This is a genomic window from Pseudomonas frederiksbergensis (assembly GCF_035751725.1).
GTDB classification, from domain to species: Bacteria; Pseudomonadota; Gammaproteobacteria; order Pseudomonadales; family Pseudomonadaceae; genus Aquipseudomonas; species Aquipseudomonas frederiksbergensis_A.
The window spans coordinates 4,147,028-4,168,060 of record NZ_CP142104.1 but is presented as its reverse complement, the minus strand read 5'-3'; the positions used below and the strand labels follow the sequence as shown (position 1 = coordinate 4,168,060).

Sequence of the window (21,033 nt, the reverse complement as noted above, 5' to 3'; positions counted from 1 at the left end):
CAAAGCACTCCGAAAACGATCGTCGTGGTACATATGTATATTGCGTCAAATAAACGTACAGCCTCTTGCGGGGAGCTGCTGCGCCTCCTAGTCTTGCAAGGATGATCGGCGTCATTGCTGATCACAGCCACCTGTGCAAGGGACCTCATGAAGCAAGCGCGGACTCTCGGAACCCCTCGGTTGTTGGGCATCGTCTGGCCTTTTATTGCGGTCGTCCTGTTTCAGGCTCTGTTGGGAGGTGTCAGTCTTTACGTTTTGTCCGCAGTTCGCGGTTACGTGGCAGGGGAAAGTCTTTGGTCCAAGGGCCAGAAAGACGCCATTTATTACCTCAACCTTTATGCCGACAGCCGTGACGAAGCGATTTTTCGCAAATACCAGCAAGCGATCGCCGTGCCCGAAGGTGGCCATGAGCTGCGGGTAGCGCTGGACCGCGAGCCGCCTGATCTCGATGCCGCGCGGGCCGGGATTCTCAAGGGTGGCAACCATCCCGACGACGTAGCCAGCGTCATCTGGCTTTACCTCAATTTTCGTCATTTCAGCTATCTGGAAGAAGCCATCGATCTCTGGACGGTGGGGGACGGCTATCTGATAGAACTGGACAATGTCGCCCGGCAGATGCACGCCAGCATCAGCACTGGCCAGGCATCGGAAACGGATATTCGCGGCTGGAAGGCACAGATCTTCGCCATCAATGATTCCGTTACCCCAGCCGCGAAGGCTTTCAGCGATGCCTTGGGCGAGGGGTCGCGGTTTATCCTGCGCCTGTTGCTCGTGACCAACTTCGCCACCGCCCTGGGGCTGATTGTCCTGGCGCTGTTGCGCACTCATAAGCTGCTGGCCCAGCGACAGGTCTTCGCCAATGCGCTGCAGTTGGAAAAGGAGCGGGCGCAAATCACCTTGCAATCGATCGGCGACGGCGTGATCACCACGGATGTCGAGGGCGCCATTGCCTACATGAACCCCGCCGCCGAAGCGATGACACACTGGAAAGCCGAGCACGCCACGGGGTTGCCCCTGGCGGCGCTATTCAATCTGCTCGATGACAACGCCCAGACCGAAGGACTGACCTTGATCGAGCACATCCTCAGCGGGCGGCTTGGCGGCGGCAGTGAACATTCCAAGCTGATCCAGAGGCTGGACGGCAGCACGGTGTCGGTCACACTGGTCGGCGCACCGATCCGCCACGCGGGCAAGGTCAGCGGTGCCGTGTTGGTATTGCACGACATGACCCAGGAACGCCAATACATCGCCAACCTTTCCTGGCAGGCCACCCACGATGCCTTGACCGGCCTGGCGAACCGCCGCGAATTTGAATACCGACTCGAACAGGCCCTGCATAACCTGACGCGCCAAGTTGGCCGCCACGCCCTGATGTTTCTTGACCTGGACCAATTCAAGCTGGTCAACGATACCTGTGGCCACGCCGCGGGTGACGAGTTGCTGCGGCATATTTGCGCGTTGTTGCAATCGGGGCTGCGGGAAAACGACACATTGGCGCGCTTGGGCGGCGATGAGTTTGGCATCTTGCTGGAAAACTGCGCGCCAGAGGCGGCGGAGAAAATTGCCGAAGGTCTGCGCCAGACCGTACAGAACCTGCATTTCGTCTGGAAAGGCCGGCCATTCGTGACCACCGTGAGCATTGGCCTCGTGCACATTGCCCAGAGCCCGACCACGCTGGAGGCATCCCTGCGCGCGGCCGACATGGCGTGCTACATGGCCAAGGAAAAGGGGCGCAACCGGGTCCAGGTCTACCATGCCGACGATTCGGAACTGTCCCTGCGCTTCGGCGAGATGGCCTGGGTCCAGCGCTTGCATATGGCCTTGGAGGAAAACCGCTTCTGTCTCTATGCCCAGGAAATCGCTGCATTGGGGCCGGGTGACCACGGCGGCGGTCATATTGAGATCCTGTTGCGCCTGCATGACGAGGCGGGTCGGATGATCCTGCCGGACAGTTTCATTCCGGCGGCGGAACGCTATGGCCTGATGACGTCGCTGGACCGTTGGGTGGTGGAGAATGTCTTCAAGATCATTCGCCAATGCTTGAACGAATCAAGACAGGGGCCGCTGGCAATGTGTGCGATTAATCTGTCAGGCACGACTATAGGAGATCAGGCATTCCTCGACTTCCTGCGTAAACAGTTCGCCGCTTACGCCATCCCGCCAGAAATGATTTGTTTTGAAATTACCGAAACCAGCGCGATTTCAAATTTGGGCAGTGCGATCCGCTTTATCAATGAACTCAAAGGCTTGGGTTGTTATTTTTCCCTGGACGACTTTTGTGCCGGAATGTCTTCGTTCGCTTACCTGAAACATTTACCTGTAGACTTCTTGAAGATCGACGGGAGTTTCGTAAAGGATATGCTGGACGACCCGATTAACCGGGCAATGGTCGAAGTGATCAATCATATCGGCCACGTCATGGGTAAGCGCACGATTGCCGAGTTTGTAGAAACGACGCAGATCGAGCAAGCCTTGCTGGAGATTGGCGTGGATTACGCTCAGGGGTATGTTATCGAGCGTCCGCAGATGTTTACTTGTGACACATTGCAATGCAGGCCGGCCAGGCCTCAGCCGCTGTTATTCAAGGCCCCCGGCACGTTCCGCTGAAACTCTTGTTGGTCCGCAGAAAATCACAATCAAAAGGAGCCCGACAGTGATCGAGACATTCAACCGAACAGGCCCGCTCATGGACGCTGACAGCTATCCGAAATGGGCACAACAGCTCATTACCGATTGCAGCGAGAGCAAGCGCCGGGTTGTCGAACACGAACTGTATCAACGCATGCGTGACAACAAGCTCAGCGCCAAGACCATGCGCCACTACCTCATTGGTGGTTGGCCGGTCGTTGAACAGTTCGCTTTATACATGGCACAGAATCTCACCAAGACCCGTTTTGCCCGCCATCCCGGCGAGGACATGGCGCGTCGCTGGTTGATGCGCAACATTCGTGTCGAACTCAATCATGCCGACTACTGGGTGAACTGGAGTGCGGCCCATGGTGTGACACTCGAAGACCTGCAAGCACAGCAAGTGCCGCCTGAGCTGCATGCCCTGAGCCATTGGTGTTGGCACACCAGCTCGGCGGACTCGCTGATCGTGGCGATCGCCGCGACCAACTACGCCATCGAGGGCGCGACCGGGGAGTGGTCGGCGCTGGTTTGTTCCAATGGCGTCTACGCGTCGGCGTTCGCCGAGGAAGACCGCAAGCGGGCCATGAAATGGCTGAAGATGCATGCCCAGTATGACGATGCCCATCCTTGGGAAGCGCTGGAAATCATCTGCACGCTGGCAGGCATGAATCCGAGCAAGGCATTGCAGGTGGAACTGCGGCAGGCCGTGTGCAAAAGCTATGACTACATGTACCTGTTCCTGGAGCGGTGCATGCAGCTGGAGCATTCGGGCGTTGTCGAAAAACCGGCTGCTGCCCGTGAGCGTCTGGCGCTGGCTGGGAGCTGATCCTCGATAGTTTGACCCCCTGTGGGAGCGGGCTCGCTCGTGAATGCAGTCTGACCGTCAACCTTGCGTTGACTGATCCGGCCCTTTCGCGGCAGGCTCGTTCCCACAGTGGTTTGTGGTGACTGAAAGCTGTATGTACACCGCCATTCATTGTGGGACCGAGCCTGCTCGCGAAGACGATGTGTCGGCGTGCTCAGCCCGCCATCGTCAACCGATTCCTGCCCTCGCGCTTGGCCACGTACAACGCACTGTCGGCCCGACGCAGCAGGCTTTCAGCGGACTCACCGGGTAACAGCGTCGCGCATCCGAGGCTGACGGTCAGTTCGATCCTCGTTCCACCGGCGAAATAGTCCTGGGCCTGGGCGGCATAACGCAGCCGTTCACCGACCATGGCCGCGGCATCCCGGCTGGTGTTGGCCAGCAGAATCAGAAACTCTTCTCCGCCGAATCGGAACACCATGTCCACGTTGCGCAGTTGGCTCTTGATCGAGTCGGCCACCGCCTTGAGCACTTCGTCACCGACGCCATGCCCGTGGCTGTCGTTGATCCGCTTGAAGTGGTCGATGTCCAGCATCAACAACGAAAGCGGCTGCATGTGACGCCGGGCCATGTCGATCTCGCGGTCCAGCGTCTGGTCCATGGCGATCCGGTTGCCGGTGCCGGTCAGTGGATCGCGCAGGGCGGTTTGTGTGGCGGCGCGGTAGAGCAAGGCGTTTCGCAGCGGGAAGAACAGCGCGGAGAGTGTCGACTCGAGATCGCTCTGTTCCGAGTCGGTGAAGCGCTGATTGCGACGGAACACCAGCTCGCCCAGATGCTCGCCCTCATGGCTCAGGTTATAGCTGAGGGTGTGATGCCCGCGCTGGCCGAACTCCAGGCGCAGATCACTGGGTTTGTGCTGGTATGCCAGCGCGTCCAAGGGCACCAGCCGTTGCACTTCGCGGAAGAACAGGCCGAGGATCCGTTGCGGCTCCAGGCTGGTCTGCAACTGTTGGTTCAGTTGCTGGCGCAACTGGGACAGGCTGACAGGCCGCGCCACGCGCGGCGACGGCTGGGCAAGACCCAGGCGCTGCAACTTGGCGCTGTCAAAGTCGATCGCGTTGGTCTGTGTGGGCGTTTTCATATGGCGTGAGCCCCTGAACTTAATCGATCCTGACCGGCGGGGTGAAGCGGCTCTGGGCTACGCGTCGTACTGATCCATCAGTCCCGAAGGACACTGAGTTGAGTCTAGTCCGCTTTAAAGGGCAGGCTAAACCCATCGCAATGTTCACTACTCGCCGGACACGGCGTGTTTGAAAGGTTTAGAGCGAAAGTCGTGCCATTCAGTTCATCTTGAAAAAAACACCAGCCGAATCAAGGGATTGGATGCTGAAGGCAGTCGTAAATGGGGGCAGGGGCGGCAGGGCCTTGGCGTTTCGCCTGGGTGCCGCATCGAGAAAAGACGCGCCGCGACGGTAAACCGCCGCGACGCGGATGGCCGTTATTGCGCGTTGAGCGCCTGGCCATTGACGCCTTGGCTGTCCGGCCCCATGAGATACAGGTAGACCGGCATGATTTCTTCGGGCGTCGGGTTGTTGAGCGGATTTTCCCCTGGGTACGCCTGGGCCCGCATGCTGGTGCGGGTGGCGCCGGGATTGATGCTGTTGGAGCGCACGGGCGCAACGGTGTCGACTTCGTCGGCCAGGGTCTGCATCAGCCCCTCGGTGGCAAACTTGGACACGCCATAAGCGCCCCAGTACGCCCGGCCCTTGCGTCCGACACTGCTGGAGGTGAACACCACCGAGGCATCCTTGGATAACTTGAGCAGCGGCAACAGCGTGCTGGTGAGCATGAACATGGCATTGACGTTCACTTGCATCACGCGCATGAAGTTCTCGCCGGAAAGCTGCTCCAACGGCGTGCGCGGGCCGATGATCGAGGCGTTGTGCAACAAGCCGTCGAGGTGGCCGAACTCGGTTTCGATCATGGCGGCCAGCTCATCGTATTGATGGGGCAGGGCGGTTTCGAGGTTGAAGGGGATCACCGCCGGCTGGGGATGGCCGGCCGCTTCGATTTCGTCGTAGACCTGGGTCAGGTTGGCCTCGGTCTTGCCCAGCAACAACACGGTGGCGCCGTGGGCGGCGTAAGCCTTGGCGGCAGCGGCGCCGATACCACGGCCGGCACCGGTAACCAGGATGACGCGGCCTTCGAGCAGGTCGGGGCGGGCAGAGTAGTCAAACATAAAGAAACCTCAAGAAACAAACAATGCGTGGCGGTGCGCAGTTGTGGCGAGGGGATTTATCCCGCCGGGGTGCGAAGCGCCCCCCTGGGTGTTATCTGATGCGCCGCAATCTACAGGCGCAAGCCTGCCGACCTCAGCAACTGCACAGTGCGTTATCCAGCACTTCGCGCAGGGCCAGCGGGTGGTCGATCACCACATCCGCGCCCCAGTGCTTGGGGTTGTCGTCCGGGTGGATATAGCCGTAGGTGACCGCACAGGTCTTGGTGCCGGCGCTGCGGCCGGACTCGATGTCACGCAGGTCATCGCCGACGAACAACACACTGGCGGGGTCCAGGTCGAGCATCTTGCAGGCCAGGATCAGAGGCTCGGGGTCAGGCTTGCTGTTTTTCACGTGATCAGGGCAGATCAGCACTTTCGAACGCTCGGCCAGGCCCAGCTGTTGCATGATCGGCTCGGCAAAACGTACCGGCTTGTTGGTGACCACGCCCCAAATCAGGTTGGCCGCCTCGATGTCGGCCAGCACTTGGGCCATGCCGTCGAACAGATGGCTGTGGACCGCGCACCCCTTGAGATAACGGTCGAGGAATTCCTGGCGCAGTTCTTCGAAACCCGGTGATTCGGGGTCCATCGAGAACGTCACCGCGACCATCGCCCGGGCTCCGCCGGAAATTTCGTCACGGATGTGCTGGGTATTCATCGGCGGCAAGCCACGGTCGGCCCGCATGGCCTGGCAGATGGCGATGAAGTCTGGCGCGGTGTCCAGCAGCGTGCCATCCATGTCGAAGAGAACCGCTTTGAGACGCATCGACTTATTCCTCGCGCAGGGTCTGGATCATGTAGTTGACGTCAACGTCGGCGGCCAGCTTGTAGTGCTTGGTCAGCGGGTTGTAGGTCAGGCCGATGATGTCCTTGACGGTCAGCCCGGCCATGCGGCTCCAGGCGCCCAGTTCGGAAGGACGGATGAATTTCTTGAAGTCATGGGTGCCGCGTGGCAGCAGCTTCATGATGTACTCGGCGCCGATGATGGCAAACAGATACGCCTTCGGGTTGCGGTTGATGGTGGAGAAAAACACCTGGCCGCCGGGCTTGACCATCTGGAAGCAGGCGCGGATCACCGACGAAGGGTCCGGCACGTGCTCGAGCATTTCCAGGCAGGTCACCACGTCGAATTGACCGGGCATTTCCTCGGCCAGGGCTTCGGCGGTGATCTGCCGATATTCCACGCTGACACCGGACTCCAGTTGATGCAATTGCGCAACCGCCAGCGGCGCCTCGCCCATGTCGATGCCCATGACCGTGGCGCCGCGCAAGGCCATGGCTTCGCTGAGGATGCCGCCGCCACAGCCGACGTCGAGGACTTTCTTGCCGGCCAGGCTGACGCGTTCGTCAATCCAGTTGACCCGCAGCGGGTTGATGTCGTGCAGCGGTTTGAATTCGCTCTCGCGGTCCCACCAGCGATGGGCCAGGGCTTCGAATTTGGCAATTTCAGCGTGGTCGACGTTGCTCATGTGCAGATCCTCGAAAAACCTTGAAAAATCATAGACCCCGAGCCGTGGCTCAAGGGGCGTGCTATTCGTCCTGGCCGCTCACCCGGCGGCCCCAGGCCTGGGCCGTGGCGGTCAGTTGCGACTCGTCCATGCGAGTCAGGCGACCGTCCTCCAGCAACGGCTTGCCGCCCACCCACAGATGTTTGACGCAATGCCGGCCGGTGGCGTAGATCAACTGCGAAACCGGGTCGTAGATGGGTTGTTGCGCCAGGCCCGACAGGTCGAAGGCCACCAGGTCGGCGGCCTTGCCGACTTCCAGTGAGCCGACCGTCGCTTCGATACCCAGCGCCCGGGCGCCGTTGAGCGTGGCCATGCGCAGGGCGCGATGGGCATCCAGCGCGGTGGCCGAGCCGGCGACGGCTTTTGCCAGCAGGGCGGCGGTGCGCGTTTCCCCGAGCAGGTCCAAGTCGTTGTTGCTTGCCGCGCCGTCGGTGCCGACTGCGACGTTGACGCCGGCCTGCCACAGGCGTTCCACCGGGCAGAAACCGCTCGCCAGCTTCAGATTCGATTCCGGGCAATGGATCACGCTGCAGTTGTGTTCTACCAGCAGGGCCTGGTCCTCGTCGCTGACCTGGGTCATGTGCACCGCCTGGAAGCGCGGTCCCAACAGACCAAGTCGCGCCAGCCGGGCCATCGGCCGCTCCCCGGTGTTGTCCACAGCCTGCTGCACTTCGAAGGCGGTTTCGTGAACATGCATGTGAATGGCCGCGTCCAGTTCCTCGGCGATCACCCGGATCTTCTCCAGGTTTTCATCGCCCACGGTATACGGCGCGTGGGGGCCGAATGCGACTTTGATCCGCGGATGATGCTTGAGGTCGCCAAACAGCTCGATGCCCTGACGAATGGCCTCGTCGGCGCTGGCGGCACCGGGTATCGGAAAGTCGAGGATGGGGATGGCGATTTGCGCGCGGATGCCGCTGTTATGGACGCGGTCGCTGGCAACCTTGGGGTAGAAGTACATGTCGGAGAAACAGGTGATCCCGCCCTGGATCTGTTCGGCGATCGCCAGGTCGGTGCCGTCGCGGACGAAATCTTCATCGACCCATTTGCCCTCGGCGGGCCAGATGTGCTGTTCAAGCCAGGTCATCAGCGGCAGATCGTCCGCCAGGCCGCGGAACAGTGTCATCGCCGCATGGCCATGGGCGTTGACCAGGCCGGGGCTGAGCAGCATGCCAGGCAGTTCGCGGACTTCAGTGGCGTCGCACTTCATGGCTTCGGCCCGTGGCCCGATGAACACGATGCAGCCGTCGCGGATGCCCAAACCATGATCCTTGAGCACGACACCGGCGGGTTCGACAGGCACCAACCAGGTCGGCAGCAATAATAAGTCGAGCGCAACGGCAGGCTTGGGCATCGTGGAACGGTTCCATGGGTTATAAAGGATGGCGAAGTATACCCGAGCGTCTTCGCGGAGGGATCGCTATAATCGGCGGCTTTTGTTCATGAGTGCGGGGTGAAGGATGCGCGATCGACTGTTGGCTGCGGAGAAGGTGAAGGCCATCGATTGGCGCGATGGCGCTCTTTATCTGCTGGATCAGCGTGTTTTGCCGTTCGAGGAAAACTGGATCGGCTACACCAGTGCGACAGGCGTGGCCGAGGCGATCCGTTCGATGGTAGTGCGTGGCGCGCCGGCGATCGGCATCAGTGCCGCCTATGGCGTGGTGCTGGCGGCGCGGGCGCGGTTGGCTGAAGGTGGTGACTGGCAAGATGCGCTGGAAGCGGACTTTGCGCTGCTGGCCGATTCCCGGCCGACGGCGGTCAATCTGTTCTGGGCGCTGGACCGCATGCGCGACCGCTTGGGGCGCGTCAAGGAACAGGCTGACCCGCTGGCGGCCCTTGAGGCCGAAGCCATCGCGATCCATGAAAGCGATCGCGAGGCGAACCTGACTATGGCGCAGCTCGGTGTCGACCTGATCCGCAAGCACCAGGGCAATGCCCAAGCCATCCTGACCCATTGCAACACCGGCGCCCTGGCCACCGGTGGCTTTGGAACCGCCCTTGGGGTGATTCGCGGGGCGTTCATCGAAGGCATGGTCGAGCGGGTGTATGCCGACGAAACCCGTCCGTGGCTGCAAGGTTCCCGGTTGACTGCTTGGGAACTGGCGAACGAAGGCATTCCGGTGACGCTCAATGCGGACTCCGCCGCTGCCCACATCATGAAGACCAAGGGCGTGACCTGGGTGATCGTCGGCGCCGACCGCATCACCGCCAATGGCGACGTGGCAAACAAGATCGGCACCTATCAACTGGCGGTCTGCGCCATGCATCACGGTGTGCGTTTCATGGTGGTGGCGCCGAGCTCGACCATCGACATGAACCTGGCCAGCGGTGACGACATTCCTATCGAAGAGCGTGATGGTCGCGAGTTGCTGGAAGTCGGCGGCAAGCGGGTCGGGGCGGATGCCGATGCGTTCAATCCGGTCTTCGATGTGACTCCGGCGGACCTGATTGATGCGATCGTGACGGAGAAGGGCATCGTCGAGCGGCCAGATGCGGCGAAGATGGCGCAGTTGATGTGTCGCAAGCGGTTGCATTGATCAGTTGTGTCGTCTGGTCTATTGCCTTCGCGAGCAGGCCCGTTCCCACATTTGATCGCGACATGGAATCCGGTGGGGGAGCTGGCTTGCTCGCGAAGGGGCCCGACAGGCCATAAACACCTTGCATTTGCCCCCTGATTCTCTATTGCCAGCGCCTCTGAGCCCCTCTCGTCCCATTTCAGCCTGTCATCGGTCAACTAACTACGCACCATGCGCATCTGGGGGATAGGTGCGTGGCGGCTCTTGTGATAACATCCGGCGGTTTCCAAGGCTGCCTCGCGAGGTGGCCTTTACTGCGCAGATCCATGGCATAACTCGTTGATTTGTCGTAAGTCGCTGCACGGCATCTGTCCTGCAGCGGCGAGCTTCGTTCGTCCCATCTGGATGTGACGAGGTTTCACCAGAAAAAGGAATCAGGCTTCTCATGGGCGAACTGGCCAAAGAAATCCTCCCGGTCAATATCGAAGACGAGCTGAAACAGTCCTACCTCGACTACGCAATGAGCGTAATCGTCGGGCGGGCGCTGCCGGATGCGCGCGATGGCTTGAAGCCCGTGCACCGCCGCGTGCTGTTCGCGATGAGCGAGCTGGGCAACGACTTCAACAAGCCGTACAAGAAATCCGCCCGTGTTGTCGGCGACGTGATCGGTAAGTATCACCCCCACGGCGACACTGCCGTGTATGACACCATCGTTCGTATGGCGCAGCCGTTCTCCCTGCGCTACCTGCTGGTAGACGGCCAGGGCAACTTCGGTTCGGTGGACGGCGACAACGCCGCCGCCATGCGATACACCGAAGTGCGCATGACCAAGCTGGCCCACGAACTGCTGGCCGACCTGCACAAGGAAACCGTGGATTGGGTGCCGAACTACGACGGTACCGAGATGATCCCGGCGGTCATGCCGACCCGCATCCCGAACCTGCTCGTCAACGGCTCCAGCGGTATCGCCGTGGGCATGGCGACCAACATTCCGCCGCACAACCTCGGTGAAGTCATCGACGGTTGCCTGGCCCTCATCGACAATCCAGAGCTGTCCGTCGATGAACTGATGCAATACATTCCCGGCCCGGACTTCCCGACCGCCGCGATCATCAACGGTCGCGCCGGCATCATCGAAGCCTACCGCACCGGCCGTGGCCGCATTTACATGCGCGCGCGCTCCACCGTCGAAGACATCGACAAGGTCGGCGGTCGCCAGCAGATCGTCATCACCGAGCTGCCGTACCAGCTGAACAAGGCTCGCCTGATCGAGAAGATCGCCGAGCTGGTGAAAGAGAAGAAGCTCGAAGGCATCACCGAGCTGCGTGACGAGTCCGACAAGGACGGCATGCGCGTTGTGATCGAACTGCGCCGTGGCGAAGTGCCTGAGGTGATCCTCAACAACCTCTACGCCCAGACCCAGCTGCAGAGCGTGTTCGGCATCAACATCGTCGCGTTGATCGATGGCCGTCCGCGGATCCTGAACCTCAAGGACCTGCTGGAAGCCTTCGTCCGTCACCGTCGCGAAGTGGTGACCCGTCGTACCGTGTTCGAGCTGCGCAAGGCTCGCGAGCGGGGTCATATCCTCGAAGGCCAGGCCGTTGCCCTGTCGAACATCGACCCGGTGATCGCCTTGATCAAGGCCTCGCCAACGCCGTCGGAAGCCAAGGAAGCGCTGGTCAGTACCCCTTGGGAATCCAGCGCGGTAGTGGCGATGGTCGAACGCGCCGGTGCCGATTCGTGCCGTCCGGAAAACCTCGATCCGCAATACGGCCTGCGCGAAGGCAAGTACTTCCTGTCCCCGGAGCAGGCGCAAGCCATCCTTGAACTGCGCCTGCACCGCCTGACCGGTCTGGAGCACGAGAAGCTGCTGGCCGAGTACCAGGAAATCCTCAACCAGATCGGCGAGCTGATCCGCATCCTCAACAGCGCCACGCGCCTGATGGAAGTGATCCGCGAAGAGCTGGAAGTGATCCGCGCCGAATACGGCGACGTGCGCCGCACCGAGATCCTCGATGCGCGCCTGGACCTGACCCTGGGTGACATGATCCCGGAAGAAGAGCGCGTGGTGACCATTTCCCACGGCGGCTACGCCAAGACCCAGCCGCTGGCGGCCTACCAGGCCCAGCGTCGCGGCGGCAAAGGCAAGTCGGCTACCGGCGTAAAGGACGAGGATTACATCGCTCACCTGCTGGTCGCCAACAGTCACACCACGCTGCTGCTGTTCTCCAGCAAGGGCAAGGTGTACTGGCTCAAGACCTACGAAATCCCCGAAGCATCCCGCGCTGCCCGTGGCCGTCCGTTGGTCAACCTGTTGCCGCTGGATGAGGGTGAATACATCACCACCATGTTGCCGGTGGAGGAATACACCGAAGGTCACTACATCTTCATGGCCACCGCCAACGGCACCGTGAAGAAGACCCCGCTGGAATCCTTCAGCCGCCAGCGCAGCGTTGGCCTGATCGCCCTGGAGCTGGACGAAGGCGACGTGCTGATTTCCGCGGCTATCACCGATGGCGAGCGTGAAGTCATGCTGTTCTCCGACGGCGGCAAGGTCACGCGCTTCAAGGAATCCGACGTCCGCGCCATGGGCCGTACTGCCCGCGGTGTACGCGGCATGCGCCTGCCGGAAGGGCAGAAGCTGATTTCCATGCTGATCCCGGAAGAAGGCAGCCAGATCCTCACCGCTTCCGAGCGTGGCTACGGCAAGCGTACCGCCATCAGCGAGTTCCCCGAGTACAAGCGCGGCGGCCAGGGCGTGATCGCCATGGTCAGCAACGAGCGTAACGGCCGCCTGGTCGGTGCCGTGCAGGTACTCGACGGCGAGGAGATCATGTTGATCTCCGACCAAGGCACGCTGGTGCGCACACGGGTCGACGAAGTCTCCAGCCTGGGGCGTAACACCCAGGGCGTGACGTTGATCAAGCTTGCCAAGGACGAAAAACTGGTCGGCCTTGAGCGCGTCCAGGAACCTTCGGAAGTCGAAGGCGAAGAGTTGGAAGACGAGGACGGCGTGGCGTTCGACGGTACCCTCGGTGCCGATGTCGACGATGCCGTCGGCGACCAACCACTCGACGCTGCCGCAGACGAAGAAGAACCGCAGGACTAAGCGGACACACGAGGGGGCGGATGAAGATTCGCCCCCTCGTTGTTTGTTCCGTTTGAAAATTTGCAAAAAAGATTTAAGTGACCACCAGATCAGAGCGAGATTGGATGTGAGCAAGAGAGCCTATAACTTCTGTGCCGGCCCGGCGGCGCTTCCTGAAGCGGTCCTGAAGCGTGCCCAAGGTGAACTTCTCGACTGGCACGGCAAGGGCCTGTCCGTCATGGAGATGAGCCATCGCAGCGATGAGTTCGTGTCCATTGCCACCAAGGCCGAGCAGGATTTGCGTGATCTGCTGAACATCCCGTCCAACTATAAAGTGCTGTTCCTGCAGGGCGGCGCCAGCCAGCAGTTCGCCCAGATTCCGCTGAACCTGCTGCCGGAAAGCGGCAAGGCCGACTACATCGACACCGGCATCTGGTCGCAGAAAGCCATCGAAGAAGCGTCGCGCTACGGTCACGTCAACGTCGCGGCCACCGCCAAGCCCTACGACTACTTCGCGATTCCCGGCCAGAACGAGTGGAACCTGTCCAAGGACGCGGCCTATGTGCATTACGCACCGAACGAAACCATTGGTGGCCTGGAATTCAACTGGATCCCGGAAACAGGTGACGTGCCGCTGGTGGCCGACATGTCCTCGGACATTCTCTCGCGACCGGTGGACATCTCCCGTTTCGGCATGATCTACGCCGGTGCCCAGAAAAACATCGGCCCGAGCGGCATCCTGGTCGCGATCATTCGCGAAGACCTGCTCGGTCGTGCCCGTTCCCTGTGCCCGACCATGCTCAACTACAAGGTCGCGGCCGATAACGGCTCGATGTACAACACGCCGCCGACCTTGGCCTGGTACCTCTCCGGCCTGGTGTTCGAGTGGCTGAAGGAGCAGGGCGGTGTCGAGGCCATCGGTAAGCTCAACGAAGTGAAGCAGCGCACGCTGTACGACTTCATCGACGCCAGCGGCCTCTACAGCAATCCGATCAACAAGTCGGATCGTTCTTGGATGAACGTGCCGTTCCGCCTGGCCGACGATCGTCTCGACAAGCCATTCCTGGCCGGCGCCGACGAACGTGGCCTGCTCAACCTCAAGGGGCACCGTTCGGTTGGTGGCATGCGTGCCTCCATCTACAACGCCGTTGACATCAACGCCGTCAATGCGCTGGTCGCCTACATGGCGGAGTTCGAGAAGGAGCACGGCTGATGTCTGAGCAAGAACTCAAGGCGCTGCGCCTGCGCATCGACGCCCTGGACGAAAAAGTCCTGGAGCTGATCAGCGAGCGCGCGCGCTGTGCCCAGGAAGTCGCCCGGGTAAAAATGGCCTCTTTGGCTGAAGGCGAAGTGCCGGTGTTCTATCGCCCAGAACGCGAAGCCCAGGTGCTCAAGCGTGTCATGGAGCGCAACAAGGGGCCGCTGGGCAACGAAGAAATGGCGCGCTTGTTCCGCGAGATCATGTCTTCATGCCTGGCCCTCGAACAGCCGTTGAAAGTCGCTTACCTGGGCCCGGAGGGCACCTTCACCCAGGCAGCGGCCATGAAGCACTTCGGTCACGCGGTGATCAGCAAGCCGATGGCGGCCATCGATGAAGTGTTCCGCGAAGTGGCGGCCGGCGCGGTGAATTTCGGCGTGGTACCGGTGGAAAACTCCACCGAAGGCGCGGTCAACCACACGCTGGACAGCTTCCTCGAGCATGACATGGTGATCTGCGGCGAAGTCGAGCTGCGCATCCACCACCACCTGCTGGTGGGCGAGAACACCAAGACCGACAGCATCAGCCGGATCTATTCCCACGCCCAGTCCCTGGCCCAGTGCCGCAAGTGGCTGGACGCCCATTACCCGAACGTCGAGCGCGTGGCGGTCTCGAGCAACGCCGAGGCGGCCAAGCGGGTCAAGGGTGAGTGGAACTCGGCGGCCATCGCCGGTGACATGGCAGCAGGCCTCTACGGCTTGACGCGCCTGGCCGAGAAGATCGAGGACCGTCCGGACAACTCCACGCGGTTCCTGATGATCGGCAGCCAGGAGGTTCCGCCAACCGGCGACGACAAGACCTCGATCATCGTTTCCATGAGCAACAAGCCCGGCGCGCTCCATGAGCTGTTGGTGCCGTTCCACGACAACGGTATCGATCTGACGCGCATCGAGACCCGTCCGTCGCGCAGCGGTAAATGGACCTACGTGTTCTTCATCGATTTCGTCGGCCACCACCGCGACCCGCTGGTGAAAGGTGTGCTGGAGAAAATCAGTCAGGAAGCAGTGGCACTCAAGGTGCTGGGTTCCTACCCCAAGGCAGTTCTTTAAGGGCGGATAGCAAATGAGTGGCAACTTCCTCGCCCTGGCCCAGCCAGGCGTGCAACAACTCTCGCCTTACGTTCCGGGCAAGCCTGTGGACGAACTGGCTCGCGAGCTGGATCTGGACCCAGCCAGCATCGTCAAGTTGGCGAGCAACGAAAACCCGTTGGGCGCGAGCCCCAAGGCGCTCGCGGCGATCCGCGACGAGTTGGCCGAGCTGACCCGTTATCCCGACGGTAATGGTTTTGCGCTGAAAAGCCTGCTGGCCGAGCGCTGCGGCGTCGACCTGAACCAAGTGACCCTGGGCAACGGTTCCAACGACATTCTCGAACTGGTTGCCCGTGCGTACCTGGCGCCGGGCCTCAATGCCGTGTTCAGCGAGCACGCATTCGCGGTCTACCCGATCGCGACCCAGGCCGTGGGCGCGGACGCCCATGTCGTCCCCGCCAAGGATTGGGGGCACGATCTGCCGGCCATGCTGGCTGCCATCGACGCCAACACCCGCGTGGTCTTCATCGCCAACCCGAACAACCCGACCGGTACCTGGTTCGACGCCCAGGCCCTGGACGACTTCCTGCAAGACGTGCCCGAGCACGTGCTAGTGGTGCTGGACGAGGCCTACATCGAATACGCCGAGGGCAGTGACTTGCCCGATGGCCTGGATTTCCTCGCCGCCTACCCGAACCTGCTGGTTTCGCGCACCTTCTCCAAGGCTTATGGCCTGGCGTCGCTGCGGGTCGGCTACGGTTTGTCCACTGCGGTGGTGGCTGATGTGTTGAACCGTGTGCGCCAACCGTTCAACGTCAACAGCTTCGCCCTGGCTGCCGCATGCGCCGCATTGCAGGATGAAGCCTACCTGGCTGAGAGCCGTCGCTTGAACGAAGCCGGTATGCAGCAGTTGGAAGCAGGCTTGCGTGAGTTGGGGCTGGGCTGGATTCCTTCCAAGGGCAATTTCATTTGTGTGGACGTAGGTCGCGTCGCTGCGCCGGTCTATCAGGGGTTGCTGCGCGAAGGCGTGATCGTCCGTCCGGTGGCCAACTACGGCATGCCGAATCACCTGCGGGTCACCGTTGGCCTGCCGGCGGAAAACAGCCGTTTCCTGGAGGCGTTGAGCAAGGTCCTGGCTCGTGGTTGATGTCACCTCGCTGCAACCTGCGGCACCTATGATCGGTCGCCTGGTGGTGGTCGGCCTGGGGTTGATCGGTGGTTCGTTCGCCAAGGGCCTGCGTGAAAGCGGGCTGTGCCGGGAAGTCGTCGGCGTCGATCTTGATCCGCAATCGCGCAAGCTGGCGGTAGAGCTGGGCGTGGTGGACCGCTGTGAAGACGACTTGCTGGTCGCTTGCCAGGGCGCGGACGTCATCCAGCTGGCGGTGCCGATCCTGGCGATGGAGAAACTGCTGGCCCGGTTGGCCGGCATGGACCTCGGGCAGGCGATTCTCACGGATGTCGGCAGCGCCAAGGGTAATGTGGTGCGGGCGGCGACCGAAGCGTTTGGCGGCATGCCGGCGCGTTTCGTCCCGGGTCACCCGATCGCCGGCTCCGAGCAGAGCGGGGTAGAGGCGTCCAACGCCGAGCTGTTCCGTCGTCACAAAGTCATCCTGACGCCGTTGGACCAGACGGACCCTGCGGCGCTGGCGGTGGTGGATCGCCTGTGGCGCGAGCTGGGTGCCGATGTCGAGCACATGCAAGTCCAGCGACATGACGAAGTATTGGCCGCCACCAGCCATTTGCCGCACCTGCTGGCGTTCGGCCTGGTGGACTCATTGGCCAAACGCAATGAAAATCTTGAGATCTTCCGTTACGCTGCCGGCGGTTTCCGCGATTTCACGAGAATCGCGGGTAGCGACCCGGTCATGTGGCACGACATCTTCCTCGCCAACCGCGAAGCTGTCCTGCGCACACTCGATACATTTCGCAGCGACCTCGACGCCTTGCGCGACGCGGTCGATGCAGGGGACGGGCACCAATTGCTGGGCGTTTTCACACGCGCCAGGGTGGCCCGCGAGCATTTCAGTAAAATCCTGGCCCGTCGGGCCTATGTGGACGCTATGAACTCCAACGATCTGATTTTCCTGGCACAACCTGGTGGCTCCCTCAGTGGGCGGATTCGTGTACCGGGCGATAAATCGATTTCCCACCGCTCGATCATGCTCGGCTCGTTGGCCGAAGGCGTGACCGAAGTGGAAGGTTTCCTCGAGGGCGAAGACGCCCTGGCAACGCTGCAAGCGTTCCGCGACATGGGCGTGGTCATCGAAGGCCCGCACCACGGCCGCGTGACGATCCATGGTGTTGGCCTGCACGGCCTCAAGCCGGCTCCGGGGCCGATCTACCTCGGCAACTCCGGCACCTCGATGCGCCTGTTGTCCGGCCTGCTGGCTGCCCAGGACTTCGACAGCACCTTGACTGGCGATGCCTCGCTGTCCAAGCGTCCGATGAACCGTGTCGCCAACCCGTTGCGGGAAATGGGCGCGGTGATCGAGACCGCCGCTGAAGGTCGTCCGCCGATGACCATTCGCGGTGGCAACAAGCTCAAGGGCCTGACCTACACCATGCCGATGGCCAGCGCCCAGGTGAAGTCCTGCCTGCTGCTGGCGGGGCTCTACGCCGAAGGCAAGACCACCGTCACCGAGCCTGCCCCGACCCGCGACCACACCGAGCGCATGCTGCGCGGCTTCGGTTACCCGGTCACGGTCGACGGCGCCACGGCGTCCGTTGAGTCCGGCAACAAGCTCACGGCGACCCACATCGAAGTGCCAGGGGATATCTCCTCGTCGGCGTTCTTCCTGGTGGCGGCCTCGATTGCCGAAGGCTCCGACCTGGTGCTCGAGCACGTCGGCATCAACCCGACCCGTACCGGCGTGATCGACATCCTGCGGCTGATGGGCGCCGACATCACCCTGGAAAACCAGCGGGAAGTGGGCGGCGAGCCGGTTGCGGACTTGCGCGTACGAGCGGCTAAACTCAAGGGCATCGAGATTCCGCAAGCGCTGGTTCCCCTGGCGATCGACGAGTTCCCGGTGCTGTTCGTCGCGGCTGCCTGCGCAGAAGGCCGCACCGTGCTGACCGGCGCCGAAGAGCTGCGGGTCAAGGAATCGGACCGCATCCAGGTGATGGCGGATGGCCTGCTGGCGCTCGGCGTCAAATGTGAACCGACGCCGGATGGCATCATCATCGACGGCGGCCAGATTGGCGGCGGCGAAGTCCATGGGCATGGCGACCACCGTATCGCCATGGCATTCAGTGTTGCGTCCCTGCGCGCCAGTGCGCCGATCCGCATCCATGATTGCGCCAACGTCGCCACGTCGTTCCCGAACTTCCTGGCGCTGTGCGCGCAGGTCGGCATTCGAGTCGCACAAGAGGCACAGTCGTGAACATCAAGGCACCGGTCATCACCATCGATGGCCCAAGCGGATCAGGCAAAGGCACCATCGCCGGCATGCTGGCCAAGCAACTGGGCTGGAATCTGCTCGATTCCGGTGCCCTTTATCGCTTGCTGGCCTTCGCCGCCGCCAACCATGGCGTCGACCTGACCAACGAAGAGCTGCTCAAGGCATTGGCCGCGCATCTGGACGTGCAATTTATCGCGGCCACCGATGGCCAACTGCAGCGGATCATCCTCGAAGGCGACGAAGTCAGTGACGTCATCCGTACCGAAAGCGTGGGCGCCGGGGCTTCCCAGGTCGCCGCGCTGCCGGCGGTGCGCGAAGCATTGCTCCAGCGCCAACGGGCTTTCCAGGAGCCGCCGGGACTGGTGGCGGATGGCCGGGACATGGGTACGGTGGTGTTCACCGATGCCCCGCTAAAGATTTTCCTCACCGCCAGCGCCGAGGAGCGGGCGCGCCGCCGATATTTGCAGTTGAAGGGCAAAGGCGAGGATGTTAGTCTGTCGAGTCTGCTAGATGAGATCCGTGCACGCGACGAGCGTGATACCCAGCGCGCAGTGGCCCCGCTAAAGCCGGCGGCCGATGCGATACAGCTGGATTCCACGGAGTTGTCCATCGACCAGGTGTTGCAACGCATCATGAGCGAGATCGCGCTTCGCGATATCGCCGGGTGACCAGGAAGCTCCGCAGGGGACCAGTCATAGTCCTGCGGTGCTTCTTATATATGAAACTAACCCACATCGTCTGGGGTGTGGAGATGGGCGTTTACTTCGCCCTAATCAACAGGAATTAAAATGAGCGAAAGCTTTGCGGAACTCTTTGAAGAAAGCTTGAAAACCCTGAACCTTCAGGCAGGCTCCATCATCACCGGCGTTATCGTTGATATCGATTACCAGGCTCGCTGGGTAACCGTACACGCTGGTCTGAAGTCTGAAGCGCTGATCCCGCTTGAGCAGTTCTACAACGACGCTGGCGAACTGAACATCAACGTTGGTGACGAAGTTCACGTGGCGTTGGATTCGGTTGAAGATGGCTTCGGTGAAACCAAGCTGTCCCGTGAAAAAGCCAAGCGCGCTGAATGCTGGATCGTTCTGGAAGCGGCCTTCGCAGCTGAGGAAGTGGTCAAGGGCGTTATCAACGGTAAGGTTAAAGGCGGCTTCACTGTCGACGTTAACGGCATCCGTGCGTTCCTGCCAGGTTCCCTGGTTGACGTCCGTCCAGTGCGCGACACCACGCACCTGGAAGGCAAAGAGCTGGAATTCAAGGTCATCAAGCTGGACCAGAAGCGCAACAACGTTGTCGTTTCCCGTCGCAGTGTCCTGGAAGCCGAGAACTCCGCCGAGCGTGAAGCTCTGCTGGAATCGCTGCAGGAAGGCCAGCAGGTCAAGGGTATCGTCAAGAACCTCACCGATTACGGCGCATTCGTCGATCTGGGTGGCGTCGATGGCCTGCTGCACATCACCGACATGGCCTGGAAGCGTATCAAGCATCCTTCGGAAATCGTCAACGTTGGCGACGAGATCGATGTCAAGGTTCTGAAGTACGATCGCGAGCGCAATCGTGTTTCCCTGGGCCTCAAGCAACTGGGTGAAGATCCATGGGTCGCTATCAAAGCCCGTTATCCAGAAGGCACCCGCGTCACCGCTCGTGTTACCAACCTCACCGACTACGGCTGCTTCGCTGAGCTGGAAGAAGGCGTTGAAGGCCTGGTACACGTTTCCGAAATGGACTGGACCAACAAGAACATCCACCCTTCGAAAGTCGTACAAGTCGGCGACGAAGTGGAAGTCATGGTCCTGGACATCGACGAAGAGCGTCGTCGTATCTCCCTCGGCATCAAGCAGTGCAAGTCCAACCCATGGGAAGACTTCTCTGGCCAGTTCAACAAGGGCGATAAGATCTCCGGCACCATCAAGTCGATCACCGATTTCGGTATCTTCATTGGTCTGGATGGTGGCATCGACGGCCTGGTTCACCTGTCCGACATCTCCTGGAACGAAGTGGGCGAAGAAGCCGTACGCCGCTTCAAGAAGGGCGACGAGCTGGACACCGTTATCCTGTCGGTTGACCCAGAGCGCGAGCGCATCTCCCTGGGTATCAAGCAACTGGAAAGCGATCCGTTCTCCGAGTACGTCCAAGAGAACGACAAAGGCGCAATCGTTAAGGGCATCGTGAAAGAAGTTGACGCCAAAGGCGCCATCATCACCCTGGCCGACGATATCGAAGCGACTCTGAAAGCCTCCGAAATCAGCCGTGACCGCGTTGAAGACGCGCGCAACGTCCTGAAGGAAGGCGAAGAAGTAGAAGCCAAGATCATCAGCGTTGACCGCAAGAGCCGCGTAATCCAGCTCTCCATCAAGTCGAAAGACGACGCTGAAGAGAAAGAAGCAATCCAGAGCCTGCGCGACAAGCCAGCTACTGACATTGCTGCTGGTCCTACCACTCTGGGCGACCTGCTGCGTGCACAGATGGAAAAGCAGAACTGAGTTCTGTCAGACCATGAAAAAGGGCGACTTCGGTCGCCCT

15 protein-coding genes are annotated in these 21,033 nt (G+C 61.2%); 10 read left to right on the top strand and 5 right to left on the bottom strand.

Annotated elements, in window-relative coordinates; genetic code table 11:
- Nucleotides 1-147 precede the first annotated feature (147 nt).
- On the top strand, nucleotides 148-2,607 hold the full coding sequence (locus VQ575_RS18480) for an EAL domain-containing protein (protein WP_045155412.1): 2,460 nt from the start codon (nucleotides 148-150) through the stop codon (nucleotides 2,605-2,607).
- Nucleotides 2,608-2,653: 46 nt separating this feature from the next.
- On the top strand, nucleotides 2,654-3,457 hold the full coding sequence (locus VQ575_RS18475; RefSeq protein ID WP_039588847.1) for a TenA family transcriptional regulator: 804 nt from the start codon (nucleotides 2,654-2,656) through the stop codon (nucleotides 3,455-3,457).
- 193 nt (nucleotides 3,458-3,650) lie between these two features.
- On the opposite strand, the gene VQ575_RS18470 is transcribed toward VQ575_RS18475, so the two are convergent.
- From VQ575_RS18470 to VQ575_RS18450, 5 genes are all read right to left on the bottom strand, one after another.
- Nucleotides 3,651-4,577 (bottom strand): GGDEF domain-containing protein, encoded by a 927-nt coding sequence (locus VQ575_RS18470; protein ID WP_039588848.1) that lies wholly within the window; start codon nucleotides 4,575-4,577, stop codon nucleotides 3,651-3,653.
- 357 nt (nucleotides 4,578-4,934) lie between these two features.
- Nucleotides 4,935-5,675 carry a YciK family oxidoreductase gene (locus VQ575_RS18465; protein WP_039588849.1) on the bottom strand — a complete coding sequence of 247 codons (741 nt, stop codon included), beginning with the start codon at nucleotides 5,673-5,675 and terminating at the stop codon, nucleotides 4,935-4,937.
- Nucleotides 5,676-5,808: 133 nt separating this feature from the next.
- Complete coding sequence (mupP, locus tag VQ575_RS18460) at nucleotides 5,809-6,480, bottom strand: N-acetylmuramic acid 6-phosphate phosphatase MupP (RefSeq protein ID WP_039588850.1); 672 nt, start codon at nucleotides 6,478-6,480, stop codon at nucleotides 5,809-5,811.
- 4 nt (nucleotides 6,481-6,484) lie between these two features.
- Complete coding sequence (ubiG, locus tag VQ575_RS18455; protein ID WP_039588851.1) at nucleotides 6,485-7,183, bottom strand: bifunctional 2-polyprenyl-6-hydroxyphenol methylase/3-demethylubiquinol 3-O-methyltransferase UbiG; 699 nt, start codon at nucleotides 7,181-7,183, stop codon at nucleotides 6,485-6,487.
- Between the two features lie 61 nt (nucleotides 7,184-7,244).
- A complete protein-coding gene (locus VQ575_RS18450) occupies nucleotides 7,245-8,576 on the bottom strand; it encodes a TRZ/ATZ family hydrolase (protein WP_198723679.1) in 1,332 nt (443 codons plus the stop codon).
- 106 nt (nucleotides 8,577-8,682) lie between these two features.
- Here VQ575_RS18450 and mtnA point away from each other — a divergent pair, with 106 nt between their 5' ends.
- The 8 genes from mtnA to rpsA all read left to right on the top strand — a co-directional run bounded on the left by mtnA (nucleotide 8,683) and on the right by rpsA (nucleotide 20,993).
- Entirely contained in the window at nucleotides 8,683-9,759 is a 1,077-nt protein-coding gene (mtnA, locus tag VQ575_RS18445) for an S-methyl-5-thioribose-1-phosphate isomerase (protein WP_039588854.1), read from the top strand.
- Between the two features lie 424 nt (nucleotides 9,760-10,183).
- Nucleotides 10,184-12,847: a DNA gyrase subunit A gene (gene gyrA / locus VQ575_RS18440; RefSeq protein ID WP_039588855.1), complete on the top strand. Its 2,664-nt coding sequence runs from the start codon at nucleotides 10,184-10,186 to the stop codon at nucleotides 12,845-12,847.
- Between the two features lie 106 nt (nucleotides 12,848-12,953).
- Complete coding sequence (gene serC / locus VQ575_RS18435) at nucleotides 12,954-14,039, top strand: 3-phosphoserine/phosphohydroxythreonine transaminase (protein WP_045155415.1); 1,086 nt, start codon at nucleotides 12,954-12,956, stop codon at nucleotides 14,037-14,039.
- Nucleotides 14,039-15,133 carry a prephenate dehydratase gene (gene pheA / locus VQ575_RS18430; protein WP_003199233.1) on the top strand — a complete coding sequence of 365 codons (1,095 nt, stop codon included), beginning with the start codon at nucleotides 14,039-14,041 and terminating at the stop codon, nucleotides 15,131-15,133. The genes serC and pheA overlap by 1 nt, the downstream gene beginning before the upstream one ends.
- A 13-nt stretch (nucleotides 15,134-15,146) precedes the next feature.
- The gene (gene hisC / locus VQ575_RS18425; protein ID WP_039588857.1) at nucleotides 15,147-16,259 is read left to right on the top strand and encodes a histidinol-phosphate transaminase; all 1,113 of its coding nucleotides are present in this window, start codon (nucleotides 15,147-15,149) and stop codon (nucleotides 16,257-16,259) included.
- Nucleotides 16,260-16,287: 28 nt separating this feature from the next.
- Nucleotides 16,288-18,495: a bifunctional prephenate dehydrogenase/3-phosphoshikimate 1-carboxyvinyltransferase gene (locus VQ575_RS18420; protein ID WP_039589362.1), complete on the top strand. Its 2,208-nt coding sequence runs from the start codon at nucleotides 16,288-16,290 to the stop codon at nucleotides 18,493-18,495.
- A complete protein-coding gene (gene cmk, locus VQ575_RS18415) occupies nucleotides 18,492-19,181 on the top strand; it encodes a (d)CMP kinase (protein WP_030141014.1) in 690 nt (229 codons plus the stop codon). The genes VQ575_RS18420 and cmk overlap by 4 nt, the downstream gene beginning before the upstream one ends.
- Before the next feature lie 120 nt (nucleotides 19,182-19,301).
- Nucleotides 19,302-20,993, top strand: a complete 1,692-nt coding sequence (gene rpsA / locus VQ575_RS18410) for a 30S ribosomal protein S1 (RefSeq protein WP_030141013.1) — start codon at nucleotides 19,302-19,304, stop codon at nucleotides 20,991-20,993.
- Nucleotides 20,994-21,033: the final 40 nt, after the last annotated feature.